Annotated in this window: 18 protein-coding genes; 7 read left to right on the top strand and 11 right to left on the bottom strand. The window is 63.9% G+C overall.

Going from position 1 to position 21,208, the window contains the following annotated elements:
• Positions 1 to 5: 5 nt before the first annotated feature.
• On the top strand, positions 6 to 824 hold the full coding sequence (gene efeO, locus ACK3BK_RS12450) for an iron uptake system protein EfeO (protein WP_411384419.1): 819 nt from the start codon (positions 6 to 8) through the stop codon (positions 822 to 824).
• Between the two features lie 460 nt (positions 825 to 1,284).
• Positions 1,285 to 2,433, top strand: coding sequence for a cationic peptide resistance protein CprA (gene cprA / locus ACK3BK_RS12455; RefSeq protein ID WP_411384420.1), 1,149 nt, complete (start codon positions 1,285 to 1,287; stop codon positions 2,431 to 2,433).
• 183 nt (positions 2,434 to 2,616) lie between these two features.
• On the opposite strand, the gene ACK3BK_RS12460 is transcribed toward cprA, so the two are convergent.
• The 4 genes from ACK3BK_RS12460 to ACK3BK_RS12475 form a co-directional block, all read right to left on the bottom strand.
• Positions 2,617 to 3,249 carry a response regulator gene (locus ACK3BK_RS12460; protein ID WP_186664663.1) on the bottom strand — a complete coding sequence of 211 codons (633 nt, stop codon included), beginning with the start codon at positions 3,247 to 3,249 and terminating at the stop codon, positions 2,617 to 2,619.
• A complete protein-coding gene (locus ACK3BK_RS12465) occupies positions 3,246 to 4,601 on the bottom strand; it encodes a cache domain-containing protein (RefSeq protein ID WP_411384421.1) in 1,356 nt (451 codons plus the stop codon). Before ACK3BK_RS12465 ends, ACK3BK_RS12460 begins: the two co-directional genes overlap by 4 nt.
• Positions 4,602 to 4,707: 106 nt before the next feature.
• Positions 4,708 to 4,911, bottom strand: a complete 204-nt coding sequence (locus tag ACK3BK_RS12470) for a YbdD/YjiX family protein (RefSeq protein WP_411384422.1) — start codon at positions 4,909 to 4,911, stop codon at positions 4,708 to 4,710.
• Between the two features lie 11 nt (positions 4,912 to 4,922).
• Positions 4,923 to 6,980, bottom strand: a complete 2,058-nt coding sequence (locus ACK3BK_RS12475) for a carbon starvation CstA family protein (RefSeq protein WP_411384423.1) — start codon at positions 6,978 to 6,980, stop codon at positions 4,923 to 4,925.
• 398 nt (positions 6,981 to 7,378) lie between these two features.
• Here ACK3BK_RS12475 and ACK3BK_RS12480 point away from each other — a divergent pair, with 398 nt between their 5' ends.
• From ACK3BK_RS12480 to ACK3BK_RS12495, 4 genes are read left to right on the top strand one after another with little or no spacing between them, the layout of a single operon-like run.
• A complete protein-coding gene (locus ACK3BK_RS12480) occupies positions 7,379 to 8,209 on the top strand; it encodes a transporter substrate-binding domain-containing protein (RefSeq protein WP_186719376.1) in 831 nt (276 codons plus the stop codon).
• Between the two features lie 15 nt (positions 8,210 to 8,224).
• A complete protein-coding gene (locus tag ACK3BK_RS12485) occupies positions 8,225 to 9,730 on the top strand; it encodes an amino acid ABC transporter permease/ATP-binding protein (RefSeq protein WP_411384424.1) in 1,506 nt (501 codons plus the stop codon).
• Positions 9,727 to 10,404: a GntR family transcriptional regulator gene (locus ACK3BK_RS12490; RefSeq protein ID WP_186664651.1), complete on the top strand. Its 678-nt coding sequence runs from the start codon at positions 9,727 to 9,729 to the stop codon at positions 10,402 to 10,404. Before ACK3BK_RS12485 ends, ACK3BK_RS12490 begins: the two co-directional genes overlap by 4 nt.
• Before the next feature lie 16 nt (positions 10,405 to 10,420).
• Positions 10,421 to 11,269 carry an urea carboxylase-associated family protein gene (locus tag ACK3BK_RS12495; RefSeq protein ID WP_186664649.1) on the top strand — a complete coding sequence of 283 codons (849 nt, stop codon included), beginning with the start codon at positions 10,421 to 10,423 and terminating at the stop codon, positions 11,267 to 11,269.
• Between the two features lie 270 nt (positions 11,270 to 11,539).
• On the opposite strand, the gene ACK3BK_RS12500 is transcribed toward ACK3BK_RS12495, so the two are convergent.
• The 5 genes from ACK3BK_RS12500 to ACK3BK_RS12520 form a co-directional block, all read right to left on the bottom strand.
• Positions 11,540 to 11,857, bottom strand: coding sequence for a putative quinol monooxygenase (locus ACK3BK_RS12500; protein WP_411384425.1), 318 nt, complete (start codon positions 11,855 to 11,857; stop codon positions 11,540 to 11,542).
• Positions 11,858 to 11,962: 105 nt separating this feature from the next.
• Positions 11,963 to 12,733 carry a helix-turn-helix domain-containing protein gene (locus ACK3BK_RS12505; protein WP_186709191.1) on the bottom strand — a complete coding sequence of 257 codons (771 nt, stop codon included), beginning with the start codon at positions 12,731 to 12,733 and terminating at the stop codon, positions 11,963 to 11,965.
• A gap of 64 nt (positions 12,734 to 12,797) precedes the next feature.
• Positions 12,798 to 14,255: an amidase gene (locus tag ACK3BK_RS12510; RefSeq protein WP_411384426.1), complete on the bottom strand. Its 1,458-nt coding sequence runs from the start codon at positions 14,253 to 14,255 to the stop codon at positions 12,798 to 12,800.
• Positions 14,252 to 15,562: a citrate-proton symporter gene (locus ACK3BK_RS12515; protein WP_411384427.1), complete on the bottom strand. Its 1,311-nt coding sequence runs from the start codon at positions 15,560 to 15,562 to the stop codon at positions 14,252 to 14,254. The genes ACK3BK_RS12510 and ACK3BK_RS12515 overlap by 4 nt, the downstream gene beginning before the upstream one ends.
• 76 nt (positions 15,563 to 15,638) lie before the next feature.
• Complete coding sequence (locus tag ACK3BK_RS12520) at positions 15,639 to 16,820, bottom strand: M20 aminoacylase family protein (protein ID WP_411384428.1); 1,182 nt, start codon at positions 16,818 to 16,820, stop codon at positions 15,639 to 15,641.
• 167 nt (positions 16,821 to 16,987) lie between these two features.
• On the opposite strand from ACK3BK_RS12520, the gene ACK3BK_RS12525 reads away from it, so the two are divergent.
• On the top strand, positions 16,988 to 17,269 hold the full coding sequence (locus ACK3BK_RS12525; protein WP_411384429.1) for a hypothetical protein: 282 nt from the start codon (positions 16,988 to 16,990) through the stop codon (positions 17,267 to 17,269).
• Between the two features lie 8 nt (positions 17,270 to 17,277).
• Here the strand turns inward: ACK3BK_RS12525 and ACK3BK_RS12530 are convergent, their stop codons facing one another.
• Both ACK3BK_RS12530 and ACK3BK_RS12535 read right to left on the bottom strand, forming a co-directional pair.
• A complete protein-coding gene (locus ACK3BK_RS12530; RefSeq protein ID WP_411384430.1) occupies positions 17,278 to 18,825 on the bottom strand; it encodes a DUF2357 domain-containing protein in 1,548 nt (515 codons plus the stop codon).
• A gap of 8 nt (positions 18,826 to 18,833) precedes the next feature.
• Positions 18,834 to 21,107 carry an McrB family protein gene (locus ACK3BK_RS12535; protein ID WP_411384431.1) on the bottom strand — a complete coding sequence of 758 codons (2,274 nt, stop codon included), beginning with the start codon at positions 21,105 to 21,107 and terminating at the stop codon, positions 18,834 to 18,836.
• Positions 21,108 to 21,208 lie beyond the last annotated feature (101 nt).

A 21,208-nucleotide genomic window follows, 5' to 3' on the forward strand; every position in this document is an offset into this window, starting at 1 on the left:
CCTCCATGAACAAGACCCGCCTCGCCCTGTTGCTCACGCTTGCCCCGCTGTTCGCCAACGCCGCCGGCGCGGTCGACCCGCTGACCTTGGTTCAGCCGGTGTCGGACTACAAGATCTATGTCACTGAGAAAGTCGACCAACTGGTGAGCGACACCGAGCAGTTCACCAATGCGGTGAAGAAGGGAGACCTGGCCAGGGCCAAGGCGCTGTATGCCACGACCCGGGTCAACTATGAAGCCGTCGAGCCGATTGCCGAGCTGTTCAGCGACCTGGACGCGGCCATCGACTCGCGGGTGGACGATCACGAAAAAGGTGTCGAGGCCGATGACTTCACCGGCTTCCATCGCCTGGAGTACGCGCTGTTCGACAAGAACACCACCGACGGCCAAGGCCCGATTGCCGAAAAGCTGATCGCCGACGTGAAAGACCTGCAGGGCCGTATTGCCACCCTGACCTTCCCGCCAGAAAAAGTCGTTGGCGGTGCGGCAGCATTGCTCGAAGAAGTGGCCGCGACCAAGGTATCGGGTGAGGAGGATCGCTACAGCCACACCGACCTGTACGACTTCCAGGGCAACATCGACGGCGCACAGAAGATCTTCGAGCTGTTCCGCACCCACCTGGAGTCCCAGGACAAGGCGTTCGTCGCCAAGGTCGACAAGAACTTCGCCACCGTCAACAAGCTGCTGGCCAAGTACAAGACCAAGGATGGCAGGTTCCAGTCCTACGACAAGGTGGCCGAGCGTGATCGCAAGGCCATGGTCGGGCCGGTCAATACCTTGGCCGAAGACTTGTCGACCTTGCGCGGGAAGTTGGGTTTGAACTGATCTTCAATAACGGTGTTGTTCTTTTCGCGGGCACGCCCGCGAACGGAACAACCCCTCGCGTCGACCATAACTACCGCGCGAATGAAATATATTTAAAACTCCCCACTGCCTGCCCCTTTTCTAAACTTTGTTTCATCGAAAACCCTGCCAATCTCCCCTTCTATTCATCGTCCCCCAGGCATAAAGCGTGGAGAATGGCGCGCCGCTCGCCATGCCCGCTACCGGACCTGCGCCGCAACGAGTGGCGGCCGGCCCTGCGCTGCATGGCTGCGCCACTTTCAGCTTTGAACGGATAGGCGCTGCGCTAAACAGAGATTGTCTATCTGGGCAAGTTCTCAAGGCGAATAAGTCAGTCCCAACGAATGTCTCGAACCTACTGATGACTTTAAGTTCATTTCAACGTTTCGATGTCGCCACTTAACATTGAACTGCGGATGACTTACCCGTCTTGAGGAAATGTATGAACACGCACGCACCGATCACCTTTACCGCTACCCCCGAACGCATCCTGATTACCGGCGCCACGGGTTTCCTCGGCGGGTCGGTCGTCGCCCAGCTGATTGCCAATGGCCAAGGCCCGCAACTGGTATTCCTGGTCCGCGCCGAAAACGCCGGGCAAGGGCTTGAGCGCCTGCGCGACAACCTGCAGCAGCATGGCGTCAGCCATGCCGAATGCCTGGTGCTGAACGCCGGGCAGATCATTTGCGGCGACTTCCTCGACACCTCCTGGCTGGAGCGCGAAACGCCGCGCCTGCTGGAGGTCGATCGGGTCATCAACTGTGCTGCCGTGGCGTCGTTCTCGAAGAACCCGGCCATCTGGCCGGTCAACGTCGAGGGCACCTTCGCCTTTGCCGAGGTGATGAGCCGCTCCAAGCGCCTCAAGCGCTTCCTCCACGTGGGCACCGCCATGTGCTGCGGCCCTGAGCGTGAATCGCCGATCAGTGAATCCTGGGAGTTTCCGGACGCTGAACAGCAACTGGTGGACTACACCGCCTCCAAGGCTGAAATCGAGCGACGCATGCGCGAGGAACTGCCGGCCCTGCCGCTGGTGGTGGCGCGCCCCTCGATCGTGGTCGGTCACCGCAGCCTGGGTTGCCAGGCCTCTGGCAGCATTTTCTGGGTGTTCCGCATGGGCTTCGCCCTGGAAAGCTTCACCTGTGGCCTCGACGAACAGATCGACGTGATTCCGGTGGACTACTGCGCCGAGGCGCTGATCGGCCTGACCCTCAAGCCGCGCCTGAGCCACGACCTCTACCACATCTCCGCCGGGCATGATTCGGCCTGTACTTTCGGCGAGATCGACCAGGCATTCGCCCTGGCCAACGGCGCCGCGCCGGTGGGCGAGCGCTACCGCAAGATCGATGTCGACAACCTCAAGGAACTGGCCGCCAGCTTCGAGTCGCGCATCGGCCCGGCCAACCCACGCCTGGTCCTGCGAGCCCTGCGCCTGTACAGCGGTTTTGCCGACCTGAACTACCTGTTCGACAACCGCCGCCTGCTCGATGAGGGCATTGCCGTGCCGCCGCGCTTCACCGACTACCTGGATGTGTGCGTGCGCTCCTCCAGCGGTGTGAGCATTGCCACCCAGATGCAGTGGGACTTCAAGTAAACAGGCGCTTCGCGGGTGAGCCCTTCGCGGGCAAGCCCGCTCCCACGATTGAGCGGGAAAGCCAGTCGCTGCCCGCAAAACCTGAGCGGTGCAGTTCTGTAGGAGCGGGCTTGCCCGCGAAAAGCACACTGCGGTGGAGCATCGGCTTTGCCGCAGAGCCATAGTCCATGGCGCAGCGCTGCCTCAGAGCGTCACCAGCCCATGCTCCAGCGCGTACTTCACCAGTGCCGCCGGAGTATCGATATTCAGCTTGCGCCGGATGCTCAGCCTGAAAGTCTCCACCGTGCGCACGCTGATGCCCAGCTCCCGGGCCATCTCCTTGTTGTTGCTACCCCTGGCGATCATCGCCAGCACCTGCAGCTCGCGCGGGGTCAGGTCGTTCTCGTCGCGGCCGCTGCTGACCAGCTTGCGGGCAATTTCCGGGCTGTAGAAACTGCCACCGGCAGCAATCGCCTCGATCGCGGCAATCAGCTCGGTGGAGGGTGCGTTCTTCAGCACATAGCCCCTCGCCCCCGCTGTGATCGAGGTGCGCACGTACTCCTGGTTGTCGTACATGCTCAGCATCAGCACCCTGATGCCGGGGTACAAGCCACACAGGCGGCGGGTCAGCTCCAGGCCGTTCATGTCCTGCAGGCCAACATCCACCAGCAGGATGTCCAGCTCCAGCGACGCCACCAGCTCAAGCGCCTGGGCGCCGGATTCGGCCTGGCCGACCACCTGGAAATGGGCAATCGCGCCCAGCAGTGCCTTGACGCCGTCGCGTACCAGCACATGGTCGTCGACCAAAGCAATGCGGATCGGTGTGGTGTCGCTCATGCAAGCCTCGGGTTGTTCATGGGTATCTGGACCTGCAGCTCGGTGCGTCCGGCAGACGACGCAATGCTGAAACTGCCCCGGTGATGCTCGACCCGCTCGCGCAGGTTGCGCAGGCCAATGCCGTGGCTTTCGTACGCGGCACTTGGGTCGAAGCCCATGCCGTTGTCCTCCACGCGCAGTACCAGCAACCCGTCGTGGGCAGAGATGGAAATGATCGCGACACTGGCCTTGGCGTGGCGGTCAACATTGGCCAGCGCCTCCTGGAGGATACGGAACAGCGTCAACGAAAGCTCGGCATCCACCTCGATGTCCGTCAGCCCGCACTCGTACTGGGTACGGATGCCGGTGCGCTGCTCGAAATCGCGCACATGCTGGTCGATGGCGGGCGAAAGACCCAGGGTGTCGAGCAGCGAGGGGCGCAGGTCGTGGGAAATCCGCCGCACCTCGCCGATCGCCGAAGCCAGGCGAGTGGTGCCGTTGCGCAGGTTGTCCAGCCCGCCGGCACGACCGTTGTCGAGCTCCATCGCCGCGAGCTCGAACTGGAACTTGATCGACACCAGTTCCTGGCTGATGCCGTCGTGCAGTTCGCGCGCCACCCTCGAACGCTCCTCCTCCTGCAGATCGACGATACGCTGGTTCAGCGCCGACAGCTTGCGGTCGGCCAGGCGGTGTTCGCTGACGTTGAGCATCAGCCCACCGGCAAAGATCACCAGTACCGCCAGCAGCGAGAACGAGGCGATGGCCAGCACCGTGGTCAGCACGCCGGAGGCCACCTCCTGGCGCGACTTGAGCGTGGCCACCTCGACGTCGTCGATGTAGATGCCGGTGCCGAGCATCCAGCCCCAACGCTCGAGCATCACCACATAGGCCAGCTTGCCGGTGGACTGCCCGGTGGAGGGCTTCTGCCAGTCGTACAACTGGTAGCCGTCACCGCGTTCGGCGCTCTTGAGCAGCGCCTGGATGACCAGCAGGCCCTTGTTGTCGGTCATGCCGATCAGGTCCTTGCCCACCAGTTCGGCCTGGCGCGGGTGCATCAGGCTCTTGCCGTGGCGGTCGTAGACGAAGAAGTAGCCGTCCAGGCCGAAGTTGGCCCGCGACAGGATCTGCAGGGCGCGCTGGCGAGTGTCGTCATCGTCGGCGCCGCTGTCGTACAACGGCGCGATCAGGCTCATGGCCAGGCCTAGGTAGTTCTTCAACTCGGCCTTCTTCGCCGCCATGATGCTGCTTTCCACCAAGCGCGCCTGGTCCTCCTCGAGCTTGCGGCTCTGGGCGAACACCAGGATGCAGATGAACAGCACCGAGACGATCAGCGGCAGGACACTGAGCGTGACGATCTTGTGCTTGAGTTGCATGGTCACTCCGGTTGCGGGGGCGGCGCGGCGCCAGCTTCGCCTGTGGCCCCGGCAAATGACAAGGGCGCCACGACAAGCGTGGCGCCCCTTTTACACGGCAAACACCTCAGCAGCAACGCGCCGGACGTCCGCTGGCACCGTTGTAGCGTGCATCCTGCCGCTCGCGGAAGAACGCCTTGCGGCTCATCACCGGCTCGCCCGGGTGCTGGGCCTGCCTATGCGCGACGTAGGTTTCGTAGTCGGGCATGCCGACCAGCATGCGCGCAGCCTGCCCCATGCATTTGCCCATCTTGCTCAGTTTGCTCAACATCGCAGCGTTCCTCAGGCGTCGGGGATCGGCTGGAACGGCGACTCCTTGTCGCTGCGCTCAGGCTTGACCCAGGCGCGTCTGCCGACCTTCACCGCAAAGCACAGGATGCTCAGCACCACGAACAGGAACAACCCGGTCAGCACGGCGTTGGTGTAGGCGTTGAAGATCACGTGCTGCATCTGTGCCAGATCCTTGGCCGGTGCCAGCACCTGCCCGGCTGCTGCGGCATCGCTGTACTTGCGCGCCAGCGCCAGGAAGCCCATGCCCGGGTTGGGGTCGAACAGCTTGATCAGGCCGGCGGTGGTGGTGCAGATCAGCAGCCATACGGCAGGCAGCAAAGTGACCCAGACATACTGCTGGCGCTTCATGCGGATCAGCACCACCGACGCGAGCATCAGGGCGATGCCGGCCAGCATCTGGTTGGAGATGCCAAACAGCGGCCACAAGGTATTGATGCCCCCCAGTGGATCGATCACCCCCTGGTACAGCAACCAGCCCCACATCGCCACGCAGCCGGCGGTGGCCACCACGTTGGCGGTCCAGGAGTCGGTCTTTTTCAGTGCCGGCACGAAGTTGCCCAGCAGGTCCTGGAGCATGAAGCGCCCGGCACGCGTACCGGCATCCACGGCGGTCAGGATGAACAACGCCTCGAACAGGATCGCGAAGTGGTACCAGAACGCCATGGTGTTCTCACCCGGCAGCGCCTGGTGCAGGATCTGCGCGATACCCACGGCCAGGGTCGGTGCACCACCGGCGCGGGCCAGGATCGAGTGCTCGCCGATGTCGGTGGCGGTCTGCTGGAGGATTTCCGGGGTGATGGTGAAGCCCCAGTTGCTGACGGTCTGCGCCACCGACACGACGTCGGCACCGACCACCGCGGCCGGGCTGTTCATGGCGAAGTACACGCCCGGCTCGATGACCGAGGCGGCAACCATGGCCATGATCGCCACGAACGACTCCATCAGCATGGCGCCGTAGCCGATGTAGCGGGCATGGCTTTCGTTGGCCAGCAGCTTGGGCGTGGTGCCGGAGCTGATCAGCGCATGGAAGCCGGACACTGCACCACAGGCGATGGTGATGAACAGGAACGGGAACAGCGCCCCCTTCCACACGGGGCCTGTGCCGTCGACGAATTGGGTGATGGCCGGCATCTTGAGCTCAGGCGCGATAACCAGGATACCGATGGCCAGCGCCACGATGGTGCCGATCTTGAGAAAGGTCGAGAGGTAGTCGCGTGGCGCCAGAATCAGCCAGATCGGCAGCACAGCGGCGACGAAACCGTAGCCGATCAACATCCAGGTGATCTGCACGCCGGTGAAAGTGAACGCCGGGCCCCACACTGGATCCGCGGCAACCATGCCCCCGCCCCAGATAGAGGCAAGCATCAGTGCCACGCCGATCACCGAGATCTCGCCGATACGGCCCGGGCGCAGGTAGCGCAGGTACACGCCCATGAACATGGCGATCGGGATGGTCGCCATCACCGTGAACATGCCCCACGGGCTCTCGGCCAGGGCCTTGACCACGATCAGCGACAGCACCGCAAGGATGATGATCATGATCAGGAACGTGCCGAACAGCGCGATGGTTCCGGGGATCGAGCCCATTTCCTCGCGTACCAGGTCGCCCAGGGAGCGGCCATTGCGGCGGGTGGAGATGAACAGGACCATGAAGTCCTGCACGGCCCCGGCCAGCACTACCCCGGCAATCAGCCAGAGCGTACCGGGCAGGTAGCCCATCTGCGCGGCGAGCACCGGGCCGACCAGTGGGCCGGCGCCAGCGATGGCGGCGAAGTGGTGGCCGAAGAGGATGTGCTTGTTGGTCGGTACGTAGTCCAGCCCGTCGTTGTGCAGCACGGCCGGGGTGGCGCGGGTGGAGTCCAGTTGCATCACCTTGTTGGCGATGAACAGGCTGTAGTAGCGGTAGGCAACGAGGTAGATGGCGACGGCTGCGGTGACGATCCACAGGGCGCTGATGGCTTCGCCCCTGCGCAACGCCACGGTGCCCAGCGCGAATGCGCCCAGCAAGGCAATGGCGAACCAGGCAATTCGGGTAGCCAGTTTGGTCATCGGGATTTCTCCTGTCGCGACGGGTGTGCCGGCGACGGTTTTTGTTTTTGTGGGTGCCCGGGTAGGGACGACGACACTCTCGGCGTACTGGGTCCACAAGAACATTCGCAGTACTACGCGCAAGTACTACGTAGAACTACGTAGATGGGGTGTCAGTGAGGGGGCGGTGCTCTTTTCGCGGGCAAGCCCGCTCCTACAGGGGAGCGCATTGCCTTGTGGATGATGCGGTACTTTTGTAGGAGCGGCGGTTCGCCGCTGCGACTTGCCCGCGAAGCAGGCGCTGCAGATATTCGCGGGCAGTGCCCCAATCCTCCGAGGCGGTTTCTGGCATTGTTGGCACGACTATTGATTAATAATTCCACAACGATTGTTGAACAATCATAAGTGGAGCGTCCTTCATGTCCCGAGCAACAGCCCTCACCCTCGCCCTGACCCTCAGTGCCGCCGCACAGGCCGCCGACGGCACCTTGCAGTCCGATCGCCTGTCCATCGGCTCGGACCTCACCTACCCTCCCTACACGTACCTCGACCAGGGCAAGCCTGCCGGCTTCGATCCCGAGTTCATGACCCTGCTCGGCCAGCACCTCAAGCTCGCCCCCCAGTTCCAGGACACCCGCTTCGCCAACCTGGTGATGGGCGTAAACGCTCGACGCTTCGATGTGGTCGCCTCGGCTCTTTACGTTACCCCTGAGCGCGCGGCGCAGGTCGATTTCCTGCCCTACCTCAAGAGCGGTGCCTCGCTGATGGTGCGTGCCGATGACAGTTTCCGCCCGCAAGCGCCCCAGGACCTGTGCGGCAAGCGCATTGGCTCGATCAAGGGTGGATCGTGGATTCCCAAGCTGATGGCGCTGTCCAAAAGCCACTGCGAGGCCAACGGCCAGGCGCCGATCGACTCGCGCGAATTCCCCACCTCACCGGAGGCGGCCCAGGCCCTGCTGGCCAAGGCGGTCGATGTGCAGTTCGAAGACGCCGCAGTGGCGGCCATCACCGCCGACAAGCTCAAGGGCCGAGTGGTGATCAGTTCCCACGAGCTGATCTACCCGGTGGTCATTGGCCTTGCCGTGCGCAAGGGCAACGATGCACTGCTCGGTGAACTGCGCCAAGGCTTCGAGGCCATGAAGCACAGTGGCGAATACCAGACGCTGTTGACTCGCTACAACCTCGGCGAGCCCAGCCCTGCCGAAGTGGCCCAGGCCCTGGGCCAGAATCCTCAAGCGAAAGCGCAGTAAGCAGGAGCGTCGAGCATGCAATTCGATTGGGATTATGCCGCCGGCCTGCTGGTCAACGGCGACTTCTGGAAGGCGGTCGGCACCGTGGTGGAGTTGAGCGTCGAGACCTGGCTGCTGGGCATCGTCTTCGGCTTTGTCCTGGCGCTGGCGCGGCAGTCGAGCAACCGCGCCCTGAACCGCGGCGCGGCACTGTACATCTGGTTCTTCCGCAGCCTGCCGCTGCTGGTGCTGCTGATCTTCGTCTACAACCTGCCCCAGGTCTTCCCGAGTACCAGCGTGCTGCTGTCCAACCCCTACGCCGCCGGCCTGATCGCCTTGGTGCTGAGCGAATCGGCCTATATCGCCGAGATTCATCGCGGCGGCCTGCTGGCAGTGGCCAAGGGGCAACTCGAGGCCGGCAAGGCGCTGGGTATCCGCTACACCGGTGTGCAGCGCCTGATCGTGATTCCACAGGCGTTGCGGGTGGCATTGCCGACCCTGGCCAACGAGTACATCACCATCGTCAAGCTGACCTCGCTGGTGTCGGTGATTTCGCTGTCGGAGATCCTGCTGGTCGGCCAGCAGCTGTACACGCAGAACTTCCTGGTAATGGAGACCATGCTCGCGGTCGCCTTCTACTATGTGCTGATCGTCACGGTGTTCAGTTACCTGCTACGTCGCCTGGAGCAGCACCTTGACGTCACCCGGCGCCAGCCCAAGGCCATCGCCGATGGCCCGGCGCAACCGGCGCCTGCCCGGCGCGAGACCACACCCCGGCAAGGCGACTTCGCCCTGCGGGTGTTCGGCGCGCGCAAGCACTATGGTCAGCTGGAAGTACTCAAGGGCATCGACCTGGACATCCGCTTCGGCGAAGTAGTGTCGATCATCGGGCCTTCGGGGTCGGGCAAGACTACGCTGATCCGTACCCTGAACGGCCTGGAGGGCCTGGATCGTGGCCAGGTCGAGCTGTGCGGCGCGCCGTTCCTGCGCGGGCGTGAAGAAGACGGCGGCAGCCTTGGCAATCGCGTGCACATGGAGGGCATCGTCCAGGTCGGCATGGTCTTCCAGGGTTTCAACCTGTTCCCGCACAAGACGGTGCTGGAGAACGTGATACTCGCCCCACGTCACCATGGCCATGCCAGCGACACCGACCTGCGCGCCTTGGGCTTGGCGCTGCTGAGCAAGGTGGGCCTGCGCGAGCATGCCGGCAAGTACCCCCACCAGCTCTCCGGCGGCCAGCAGCAAAGGGTGGCGATCGCCCGGGCACTGGCCATGCGCCCGCAGGTGATGCTGTTCGACGAGCCGACCTCGGCGCTCGATCCGGAACTGGTCGGCGATGTGCTCAAGGTGATCGAGGACCTCGCCCGCGAGGGCATGACCATGGTCATCGTCACCCATGAAATGAAATTCGCTTTCCAGGTCTCCGACCGCGTGGTGTTCATGGAGCGCGGAGAGATCATCCAGGCCGGTGCGCCGCGCGAGTTGCTCGACAACCGCAGCGAGCGCATGGGCCGCTTCCTCAAGGATGTGCAACTGGCATGAGCAGCAAACTCCCGGAAAAGACCGGCGAAAGCCTGCCCCTGGCCGACCAGGTGGCCCTCGAACTGCGCGAAGACATCATCGGCGGCCGCCTGGTCTCAGGCATGCCGCTGGTCGAGGCAGAGCTCACCGGCCGCTATAACGCTTCGCGCAACACCGTACGCGAGGCCCTGCACCAGTTGGGTCACGAAGGCCTGACCACCTACGTGCGCAACAAGGGTGTGATGGTGCGCAGGCTGGGGGTCGCCGAGGTGCGCGATATCTTCCTGGTGCGCCGCACACTTGAGGTGCAGGCGATCCACGGCAGCAAGCCGCTGCGCGAATACCAGTCCGACCGCATGCTCGACGCCATCGAGGCGGCCGAACTTGCCCGTGATCGTGAAGACTGGCAGGCCTTCGGCACCCACAGCCTGCGCTTTCACCAGCACATCGTCGGCCTGCTGCGCAGCCCGCTGCTGGATGCCTTCTTCACCAATATCGCTGCGCAGATGCGTCTGGTGTTCGCCGTTGCGCCCGATGAAAAGAACTTCCAGAGCCCGTGGCTGGAGCGCGACCGAGAGATCCACGACCTGCTCGCCGACGGCTTGCGTCACGATGCCGCCGAAGCCATGACCCGTTACCTGGACGACTCCGAGCACGCCCTGCTCGACCTGTTCAGCCATCCACCCCGTTCCTGAAACCGGAGACCTACCCATGTACAAGGATTATCCCGCCGCCTACCAGGTCAGCAAAGGCGCTGCCCTGCAGGTCGACAAGCCTTTCTATGACCGCGTGCGCGAGCGCCAAGATGCACGCACGCTGATCGAGCAGTTCGAAGTGCCGATCCGCACCGGCCGCGCCTGGAAGGTGCCGGCCGGCCATGTGTTCCGCGTCACCACCCCGGTCGGCCCGCAGGTCGGCGACTTCAACATCTGGAACGCCAACGACCCGCGTGAGCGCCTGTGGGCGGCCCGTACCCGCCAGCTGCAGGGTGCCCACGTCACCACCTACGACCGACTGTGGTCGAACCTGCCATTCCTGCGCCCGCTGGTAACCATCACCGACGACAGCCTGGCCGACTACGGCATCGACGAACACGGCGGACGCCTGCACGACCTGCTCGGCACCCGTTGCGACCCCTACGTGAACAAGATGCTTACCGGCGAGGACTTCCATCACCACTGCCACTCCAACCTCACCCGCGCTGTGCTGCCCCATGGGCTGACCGAGTTCGACGTGCACGATGTGCTGAACATCTTCCAGTGCACCGGCCTGAACCATGACGACATGTACTTCATGAAGGCCTGCCCGGCCAAGCAGGGTGATTACCTGGAGTTCTTCGCCGAAATCGATGTGCTGTGTGCGCTGTCGACCTGCCCGGGCGGCGACCTCTCATTGCCGATGTGGGGGCCTGAGGCACAGGACCCGCTGTCGGTCTGCCGGCCACTGGGAGTGGAGATCTACAAGCTCGACGACAGCCTGCTGGAGGGCTGGGCGCAGCCCAAGCGCGCCAGCTACAACGGCATGCACGGGCTGGCGATCGGCAAGGCCGAGTGGGAATGATCGGCTGAGCTGGAGGGCGGCGGTTCGCCGCCCCGACGTGCCCGCGAAAAGAACACCGCGGTGGAAGGCACCGGCTTCGCCGGTGATCGCGGGACTAGCCCGCTCCCACAGGTAACACCGCAGTATTCAGAAGTTGCGGAGCTCTTGTAGGGGTAACTTTCTTGTTCAAAATCTAAAGGTCAGCCCAATCCCTGTGGGGGCGGCGGTTCGGCGCCCCGACTGGTCCCGCGAACACGGGCGTAGCCCGTGCCAGGCAGCGCGGTGTCTTTTTCAACGATCAGAAACCTGCTCCAGAAAGATCAAGCGCAGCGGCTCGCCCAACAGCATTTCGCTCTGCGCCGCAAACCGCTGAAAATACGGCGCGGCGAAATGCGCATCAAGCGCGGCCTGGTCGACGAACGCCTCGCGCATGTAGAACGTCCCTGGCTCATCCTTGTCCTCGAACAGCACATAGTCCAGATTGCCCGGCTCCGCGCGGGTCGGTTCAATCAGTTCCAGCAACGCCTGCTTCAGTGCCAGCGCCCTGCGCTCGCGGGCCTTGAGCACTGCAATCGATACCAGCGGATTGTTCGTTACCTGCGCACCCATCGTCACATCTCCAACACGTTTGAGTTGCGCACAGTATTGCCGGGGCGATGGCCGGCAAACAGCCGCGCCGCCCGATAACACTTTCAACGCGATGCGGAAAATCGCTCAGGCCAGCGTTTGCTGCACCTGGTCAACGGTTCTCGCCAGGCTCTCCAGGTGCAGCCCCAGCACCCGCTCTACCGGTGCCTGGTCCAGTGGCCAGTGCAAGGCGATGCTCCCCGCCAGCCGTCCTTGCGTGTGGACCGGCAAGGCGATGGCGCGGATCAGGAACGGTAGCCGCACCGGATACTCCCAGTAACCTTCCGTGCGCCGGGCAAAACCTTGCTGTGTCTCGTCCTCGATGCCGCGCAGCAGTGTGTCGTCCCCCAGGTGCGCATGCTCGGCCAGGCGCTCGACCTCATGCTGCTCCAGCTCGCCCAGGCAGGCGCGCCCCATCGCCGAGTGGAACAGGCTGGCGTGGTGGCCGACGATCTGGCAGTTGTTCGGGTAGCGCTTGCGCAACACCTGGGGAATCGCGCTCTCCATCACTTCCAGGCGCTGGCCGTCGAAGCATGACAAGTCGGCCACCAACCCGGTGCGCTCGCTGAGCTCCAGCAACAGGGGCGCGGCGCTTTCGACCATCTGCCGCTTGAACCGCAACTGGCCGTCGCCGAACAGGCGCCGCGCGCGCAGACGGTAGCGGCGGTCGCTCAGGCCCCGGTAGGTCCAGCCCTGCTCCTGCAAGGTGGCGAGCATGCGCGATACTGTGGCCTTGGGTAACGCCGTCAGGTAGTGCAGCTCCTCCAGCCCAAGGGCCTGGTGCTCACCCAGCAATTCGATGATCGTCAACGCCCGCTCGACCGATCGCACGCCACCGCCGTCTCCATTGCCGCTCATGTTCGCCTCCGTGTCTGCACCAGGATCGTCACATTGCCCAGCAAGATATGCGCCTGCAAGGGCTTCAGCGCGCCAGCAGGCTCGGCGGCGGGTAGCGCTCGACCCAGCGGGTCAGTTGCTCGTGGGCATAGGCCAGGCGCAGCACCGCCTGATCGGCCTGGGCCGGGCCGATGATCTGCATCCCCATCGGCAGGCCCTGTGCATTGAAACCGACCGGAACGCTGATGCTCGGCAACCCGGCCAGGGTCGGGCCGATCACCACCTCCATCCAGCGGTGATAGGTGTCCATCGCCCGCCCACCAACGACCTGCGGCCAAGGTTGCTGTGCGTCGAAAGGAAACACCTGGGCCGAGGGCAGCAGCAGGAAGTCGTAACGCTCGAACAGCCCTGCCATCGCCCGGTACCAGTCGCTGCGCGCCAGCGACGCCTGGTAGAGTGCAGCGGCGCTCAGTTGCAGGCCGCCCTCGACCTCCCACTGCGCCTCCGGCTTGAGCAATGCGCGCCGACTCGGGTCGGCGTAGGCCGCTGCGAGGTTGCCGTGCACCAGAAAGTGGCGATGGGTCAGCCAGCATTGCCAGAGGCGCTCCAGCGGGTAGTCCGGCTGACAGGCCTCGACCTTGCACCCCAGGTTCTCGAAGTCGCTCAATGCGGTTTCGCACAGGCTCAGCACGCCATCGTCCATGGGCAGGTAACCGTTGTAGTCGCCCAACCAGCCGACCCGCACATCGGTGAAGTCCTGTCGCAGGTCCGCAGCGAAATCCTGCATGCCATCGTTGATGGACAGCGGCACCCGCGCATCGAAGCCCGCTTGTACCGACAGCAGCCGGGCCAGATCGGTGACGCTGCGCCCCATCGGGCCCTCGGTGGCGAGTTGCTGGACGAACATCTCCGGCGCCGGACCGTGCGGCACGCGGCCCTGGGAAGGGCGCAGGCCAAACACATTGTTGAACGCCGCCGGGTTGCGCAACGAGCCCATCATGTCGCTGCCATCGGCCACAGGCAGCAGGCGCATGGCCAGTGCCGCAGCGGCCCCGCCGCTGCTGCCGCCGGCTACCCGGCTGGGGTCGTAGGCGTTGGTGGTGGTGCCGAACAGCGTGTTGTAGGTCTGCGAGCCGAGGCCGAATTCCGGCACGTTGCTCTTGCCGAGGATGATCGCGCCGTTGCGCCGAACCCGCGCCACGCTGATGGCGTCCTGCTGCGGCACCTGCTCGGCGAACAGCGGCGAGCCCAAGGTGGTACGAAGGTCAGCCGTGGCGGCCAGGTCCTTGATGGCCTGGGGCATGCCATGCATCCAGCCGCGGGACTGGCCGTGGTCGAGCTCGCGGTCGCGTGCGTCGGCCTCCCTGAGCAGTTGCTGTGCCGGACGCAGCGACACCAGGGCGTTGACCTGCGGATTGACCCGCTCGATGTGCGCAAGGTAGGCCTGCATCACCTCGCGGCAGGACACCTGGCGAGCATGGATCGCCCGGGACAGGTCGCTGGCATCCAGCGCGACGACAGGGTCGAGATCTAGCGGTTTCACGGTTTTACTCCAAGTTCGAGGACGGCAGGCGCGCGTGGCCGCACGGCTTCTTTCAGACAATAGGTGCCCAGCAGTGTCAGCACGCAGGCGAACAGCACGTAGAACGACGGCGCCACGGGCGTGTTCAAGACCTTGGTCAGCCAGGTGACGATCAGCGGCGCGAAGCCGCCGAACAGCATCACTGCCACGTTATACGCCACCGACACCCCGGTTGAGCGGACTGCGATGGGGAACTGCTCGGCCAGCGCCGTGGGTGCCGGCCCATAGAAACCACCGATCATGCTGCACAGCGCCAGTTGCATCACCAGCAGGCGCTCGACCGACGGTGCCGCGGCGACCCACAGGTGCAGCGGGTAGACCATCAGGAAAAAGCCCAGGGTGAAGGCCATCAGCACCGGCCTGCGGCCGATACGGTCGGACAGCGCGCCGGAGAACGGAATCACCACCGTCATCAGGCCCACCGCGAGCATCTGCACCAGCAGCACCTGGTCCAGTGGCAGCCCCAGACTCTTGTGGGCGAAAGTCGGCATGTTCACCAGCACCACATAGAAGGAAACGGTCGCGCCGCTGGCCAGGCCCATGGACACCAACAGCGCCCGGCGATGCGTACGCAGCACCTGCCACAGGCTTGGGGCCTGGTCCTTGGCTTGTTTGCGCGCCTCGAGATACTCCTCGGGCTCCTGCATGTGCTTGCGAATCCACAGCCCCACCGGGCCGATCAGCAAGCCGAACACGAAAGGAATCCGCCAGCCCCAGGCGTCCAGCGCCTCGGCTGAACACAGGTGGGTGACCAGCGCGACCATCGACGCCCCGGTGAAAACCGCCAGGCATTGCCCGACCAGTTGCCAGGAGCCGTACAGCCCCTTGCGGTGCGCCGGCGCGCTCTCCACCAGAAATGCCGTGGCACTGGCATATTCACCGCCCGTGGCGAAGCCCTGCAGCATGCGCGCGACCACGATCAGCAAGGGCGCGCCCATGCCGATGGCCAGGTAGTTGGGGGCGAAGGCGATCATCGCGATGGACAGGGTCATCAGGCGAATGATCAGTTGCATGGCCGCCTTGCGCCCTTTGCGGTCGGCGTAGATACCCAGCAACACGCCGCCCACCGGGCGCATGAAGAAACCGACGCCGAAGGTCGCCAGGGCCATCAGCAGCGAGGCGTAGTCATCGTCGGAGGGAAAGAACTGACGAGCGACGATGCTGGCCAGAAAGCCGTACACGATGAAGTCATACCATTCCAGCGCATTGCCGATGACGGCGGCGACCACTTGCCGGGTGCGCGATGCGCCTGCATTCGTAGCGTGCATGGGAAATTCTCCAGAAACCAGATGTGAGGAACGCCCGCAGGAATGCGGGCTCCAGCGGCAGTCAATGAAGAAGCGCTCAGGCCGGGGCGAGCCAACGCTCGGTGAGCGCGCTCCAATAGGCGGCCCCGGTCAGCAGGATGTCGTCGTTGAAGTCGTAGGCGGGGTTGTGCACCATCGGCCGATCCACGCCGTTGCCGATGAACAGGTAGGCGCCGGGGCAGCGTTGCAGCATCCAGGCGAAGTCCTCGCTGCCCATCAGCTTGCGGGTATTGCCATCGACGGCGGCCTCGCCGAGCAGCTCGATGCCGACCTGGCGGGCGAAGGCGTTTTCGGCGGCATGGTTGATCAGCACCGGATAAGCCGGGCGGTGTTCGATGCTCACGCTGCAGCCAAAGCTCTTGGCCTGGGCGCGGATGATCGCCTGTACGCGCTCCAGGGTCAGGCGCCTGACCGCGGCGTCGAGCGCACGCAGGCTCAAGCGCAACAGGGCCTGCTGTGGAATGACATTGGCCGCCTCGCCAGCCTGCAGCGCACCGACGGTAACCACTGCCGCCTCCTGGGCATCGATATTGCGCGCCACCACGGTCTGCAGCGCCATCACCACACTGGCGGCAGCAACCAATGGGTCGACGGTCAGGTGCGGCATCGAACCATGACCACCGACGCCCTCCAGGATGACGGTCAGCAGGTCCTGGGAAGCCATCATCGGTCCTTCGCGAAAGCCCAGGTGCCCGGCGGCCAGCCCCGGCATATTGTGCATGCCGAACAGCGCATCACAGGGGAAACGCTCCAGCAGGCCATCGGCGAGCATCGCCTCGGCCCCGCCCTGCCCCTCCTCGGCCGGCTGAAAGATCAGTGTCAGGGTGCCGTCGAAGCGCCGGGTCGCCGCCAGGTAGCGAGCAGCGCCGAGCAGCATCACGGTATGACCGTCGTGTCCGCAGGCATGCATGCAGCCCGGGTGTCGGCTGCTGTAGGCCGCGCCCGTGGCCTCGACGATCGGCAACGCATCCATGTCGGCGCGCAGCCCCAGGCGGCGCGTGCTGCTGCCGTTGCGCAGCACAGCGACCACGCCGGTGCGGCCGATCCCGGTGTGGACCTCGTAACCCCACTCGCGCAGGGCCTGGGCGACCAGTGCCGAGGTGCGGTTTTCCTCGAAGCCCAGTTCCGGGTGGGCGTGGATATCCTGGCGCAGTGCATGAAGTTCGCCGGCAACATCGGCGAGCCAGGCCAGGATGTGCGGGTGCTTGGATGGGTTCATCGGCATCTCCTCGCGCGGGTTGCAGTCCCGCTTTTGTTATTCGCTCGGGGATTGCGGCACGAGAGGCAGGCCGCACGTGCTGTCAGATAAACCCGACGGCGCGACGCCGACAATCGAATGTGGTTCCGCTGTGTGGAACCCAACCTGCAGCCTGGCGGAAAGCGGCCATGAGGTGCCTGCAGGGCTGGATGGATCAAGGGCTGATCGAACGCACTGCACCGGAGCACCTGCTGCTGTTCATCTGGTCGACGATCCTGGCCCACGTGCGCTTTGCCACCGTGCCGCAGCCTGGGCAAGTGAACTGGCCGGTGGAAGATGCCAAGGGGCAGGCACTGGTGCAGATGCTCACGCGCATGGTGCTCGGAAGCGTTTGCCAGCCTGCCGGAATAGAAGCGCCTTTGAACCCGAAGACGCCACTGTGGCAACCCGCAGTCGGCGAATCGTTATAACCAACAATCTATAGCCAACCACCCTGCAGTACGTTCATCAACCGCTCCGCCAGCTCGTCCGCCTGCGATTCCTCGGCCAGTGCCTGCACCCCTACCCCGTGCCTGGATAAAAACGCCTGTTGTGCCAGCACCGGCACTTGCTGCGCATGGGGAACCAGCAACCAGGCTGCCGAGGGCGCGATATCATCGCAGCGCAGGCTGTCGTGATAGATGTGCGCCGAACTCATCGCTTCGAGTATCACGTCGCGGCTGGTGCTGTATTTCGCATCCAGCACCACCAACCGGGTTTGGCCTGGTCTACGCAGGATCACCGTGATATCCGGGCGGCGCTCTTTCGACAGGCTCGCACGCCCGTCGCTTGGCGTTTGGTCGACAGCGGGAAAGCGGGCCTGAAGACGGATCTCTAGCGTGGTTTGCAGGCCTTCGCCATGCCAACAAATATGATCTCTGGCAGTACTGCGCTTGGTCCATTGCAATTGGGGATGGCGAGCCCTCAGCCGCTCCACCAGTACCAGATAACACCAGCGCTCGTAGATCTCCCAGGTGGGGCTGACCCACAGCGACTCATCCCCTGCTCCCGTAACGCCTGGGCGCAGTGCCTGCCAGGTAAGGCGATAAGCGCGGGCATAGGCCGGATGGGCACTGATTGCATTCAGTCCGGCGGCGCAAAGTCGGCGTTGACTGAGATTGGCGAACAGGGGAAGGCGCGCTGTACGCTCAAGCCTTGCGCGCAGAGCATCGAGATAACCGATTCGACGCTGTATCCGCGGCGCGAGCACTGAACGGGTACTGCTCTCGCGCTCCGACAAGGCCGCCCGCTGCAGTTCGCCGCGCACCTGGACACAGCGGCGAAGCAACTTGTGGAGCATCAAGGCCAAGGCCTGGTTGGCTGGATTGTCGTAACTGTCGTAAGGCGTTCTGACTTCCAGCCCGATGCGGCTTGGCTGCGGGCGCTCAAGGCTGTCGGGATGCAGCAGCGCACGTCCGTTCGGGCTCATCAGGGCCTTGCGTAGCGCGACGCTATCGACACGCTTGACCCGATGTGCCGGCACCACATCGTGCGTTCTGTGCAGCCGTGACAGTGGCCGATCACTGACCAGCCTGAATGCTGCCAGCACGCTGTCGGCATGGCGGCGCAGCCGTGCATAGCGCAGGTGCGGATCGGTCCAGGCCATCTGCTCGCCGATGCGCGTCTGCCCCGCCTCATTGCCCAGCAGCAACCCGGGGTCGACGTCGAACAGGTGATCGAGCATCGCCTTGAATTGTTCGCCGCCCAGTTTTTCCGGATGCGCACTGACATCGAGACGGTAGCGCTCCAGCAAGCCGCCGTCTTCGGCCATCAGCTCGACGTTTACCTGACCGGCATAGAAACCCGGCGACCATTGCCAACTGGTATGAGCGCTCTGGATCGAAGCTGCCAGCGGCATGTCATCGACGTACAGAAAGCGCCCGGACGGTGCAGTGAAGGTGTAGGTGCCACGCTCGACAAAGCCCTGTGCCAGGACATCGGGCTCGACCGCAAAGGTTTCGCCACCTTCCACAGTGCACTGCAGCATGATCCTGGTCATCGCCAGAACCGGGCCGAGCCGCTATGGCTCAGGTCATCCAGCATGTCGCCGACCTTGGCGGCGCACAGCGGCAATCGGGCGGCCCGCAGAGCGCGTTGCAGTTTGTCGAACACCTCCGTCAGTCGCGGGCTGTCCTCACCGCGCAGTTTGGGCAGGATCCGTGAGTAGATGGCCTGGTCCAGCGCCTGGTCGAATGTCAGGAGTTTGCCGCGCTCGGTCTGCTCCAGGTAACCGATAATCGCTTGCAAGGTTCTCCAGCCAAAGTGCAGGCGCACCGGTCGCAACAGTTGCGCCAGCTCGGTGATCACCGTTCGAACCCGGCTCACTTGCTCGCTGCCAAGTCGGCTCTGGCTCCAGCCTGCGTAGTCCTGGACATCGATATCCCAGAACTCGATGACAGCCGCTCGGTCAAGAATCTTGTCGCTCAGCCCATGGGTGGTCTCATCCATGTTCACCGTACCGATCAACAGCAGATTGCTCGGGTACGGCAACCTGTCGGGCACACCGGCCACTTCGTCAGGCTCATTGTGCAAAACGATTGCATCGCCGGTTTCCATGGCCGAAAGCAAGGCAGCCATGTACTGCTCTGGATGCGCCAGGTTCATTTCGTCCAGGACCAGGGTATAGGGGCGCAAAGGGTCGCTGGCCGCCTGCAGCAGAAACTCCAGCGCAGGGGTACGTACATAATGGTCGGTATCCAGCGGATTGACATAACCCAGCAAGCTGGAGTCGTCGTGCCAGCCGGGCTGCACGGGCACTACCAGGGTGCCCTGCTTCGCTGCTTGCATATCGTTCCACAGGCTCAGCCCATAGTTGCGCGCAAGCTGCGTCTTGCCGGCACCGCTCAGCCCGGTCAGTACCGCGAAGTGCCGACGCGGGTGTGACCACAGCCCTGCATCGAGCTGGGCAATGAGGGTCGCGGGGAAGCTCAGCTGGGGATCGAAGCGCTCGATGATCTGCATGAGGCTCGGGCGCTCCTCGGCGACATCCTCCACCTCGTCCTCATCGTCCATGAATTCGGTCAGGTCGACAGGGTCGGCGTCACTCGGCAGTGCAAGTGGATTCCAGATCACCAGTTTCTGCCATTGCCGGCCTCGTTCGCTCAACTGCATCTTCTTGCCGGTGAAATCCACCAGTTGCAGCTTTGGCATCCAGGAAATCAGCGCGCTGGGGCGGCCGTCCGAGGTCCAGGCGCGATTGAGGGTTTTCAGGGCATCGATTGCCTGGCGCCTGGACATGGATGTTTTAGCCAGTTCGCAGAGCAGGAAGTCGAAGCCCAGGATGCGGGTGAGCATCCAGTCCTGCACCTCGTCCGGATCGCCGGACTCCAGCAGCGCCTCTCCTCGCGCGGTGAGTTCCAGGCCCCCGGCAACCGCCTTGATCACGTCCCACTCTGCGATCAACGCATAGATGAGCCCGCGCGGAGCATCGGGTTTTGCCTTGGGGTTGAGCGTCTGCAAGTGCACGGTGAAGTCTTCCCGGCTGCAGCCATCACCGACGAACTCGATCATCGAGCGGATCGCCCCAAGACCGCCGGCGATAGGCTGCATACCTCGGCGGCGCCGTTCCGGTGCAAGTGGGTTGAGCTGCAGTACGCCCGATGCCGAGCGCACTTGCGTCGCTTCGCTGTTGGCGCTGCGCAACTCCTCCACCAGCAACCAGGGCAGAGTCAGGCGCTTCACACCTTCTTCGCTGCGAGGCTCGTTGATGGGCCCCAGGACCTCGGTCAGGCGCTCGAGCACATCTTCCTGAAGATGTACGAGCGAGGCATTGTGGTGCTTGATGCCCAGTGCCTTGGCCAGTTCGCTCAGGCTGCGATACGCCGCGACGGTGCTGAATGCGCCTGGGCACAACAAGGTGAAGATTCGACTGAGTTTCAACCGTGGCGTACGCCCGGTACGTTCGGTGGCCTTATGGAGAATTTCGTTCCAGCTCTTGTGCAGCTTGGCGCTACGCTGATGGCTGTCTTCAGCGAGCCATGACTGATAGTCGCAGCGCAACGTCCAGAGCGACGCTGCGATCTCTGGGTCATTGGCGGCCGCTGCAATCTTCACGCTGCCCGACCCAGTCGTCGTGACCGCCTCGCTCTCCCACAGGCTGAGCTGAAACGCAGGGTCGATGAACGCCTCGCGGCTCATGTTCGCGATGTCGTTCATCCCGCTTAGCACGTTGTCGACCCATTGCTGATTGCCTTGTGTCGAGGCGACGTTTGCCAGCAGATCCTCGCAGATCCGTTTCAGTTGCTCGTTGTCTGTCAGGTCCCGTGACATGGCTACTCTCCTGGGCGGGGCATGGGGCACGAAGGCGATGGGGGCGGATAGTAGCTCATAGCCACTCTCGCGGCATCAGGGGCGGTCTACACTTCCCAGGC

The organism is Pseudomonas sp. L7, from assembly GCF_046605565.1.
Classification (GTDB): Bacteria; Pseudomonadota; Gammaproteobacteria; order Pseudomonadales; family Pseudomonadaceae; genus Aquipseudomonas; species Aquipseudomonas wayambapalatensis.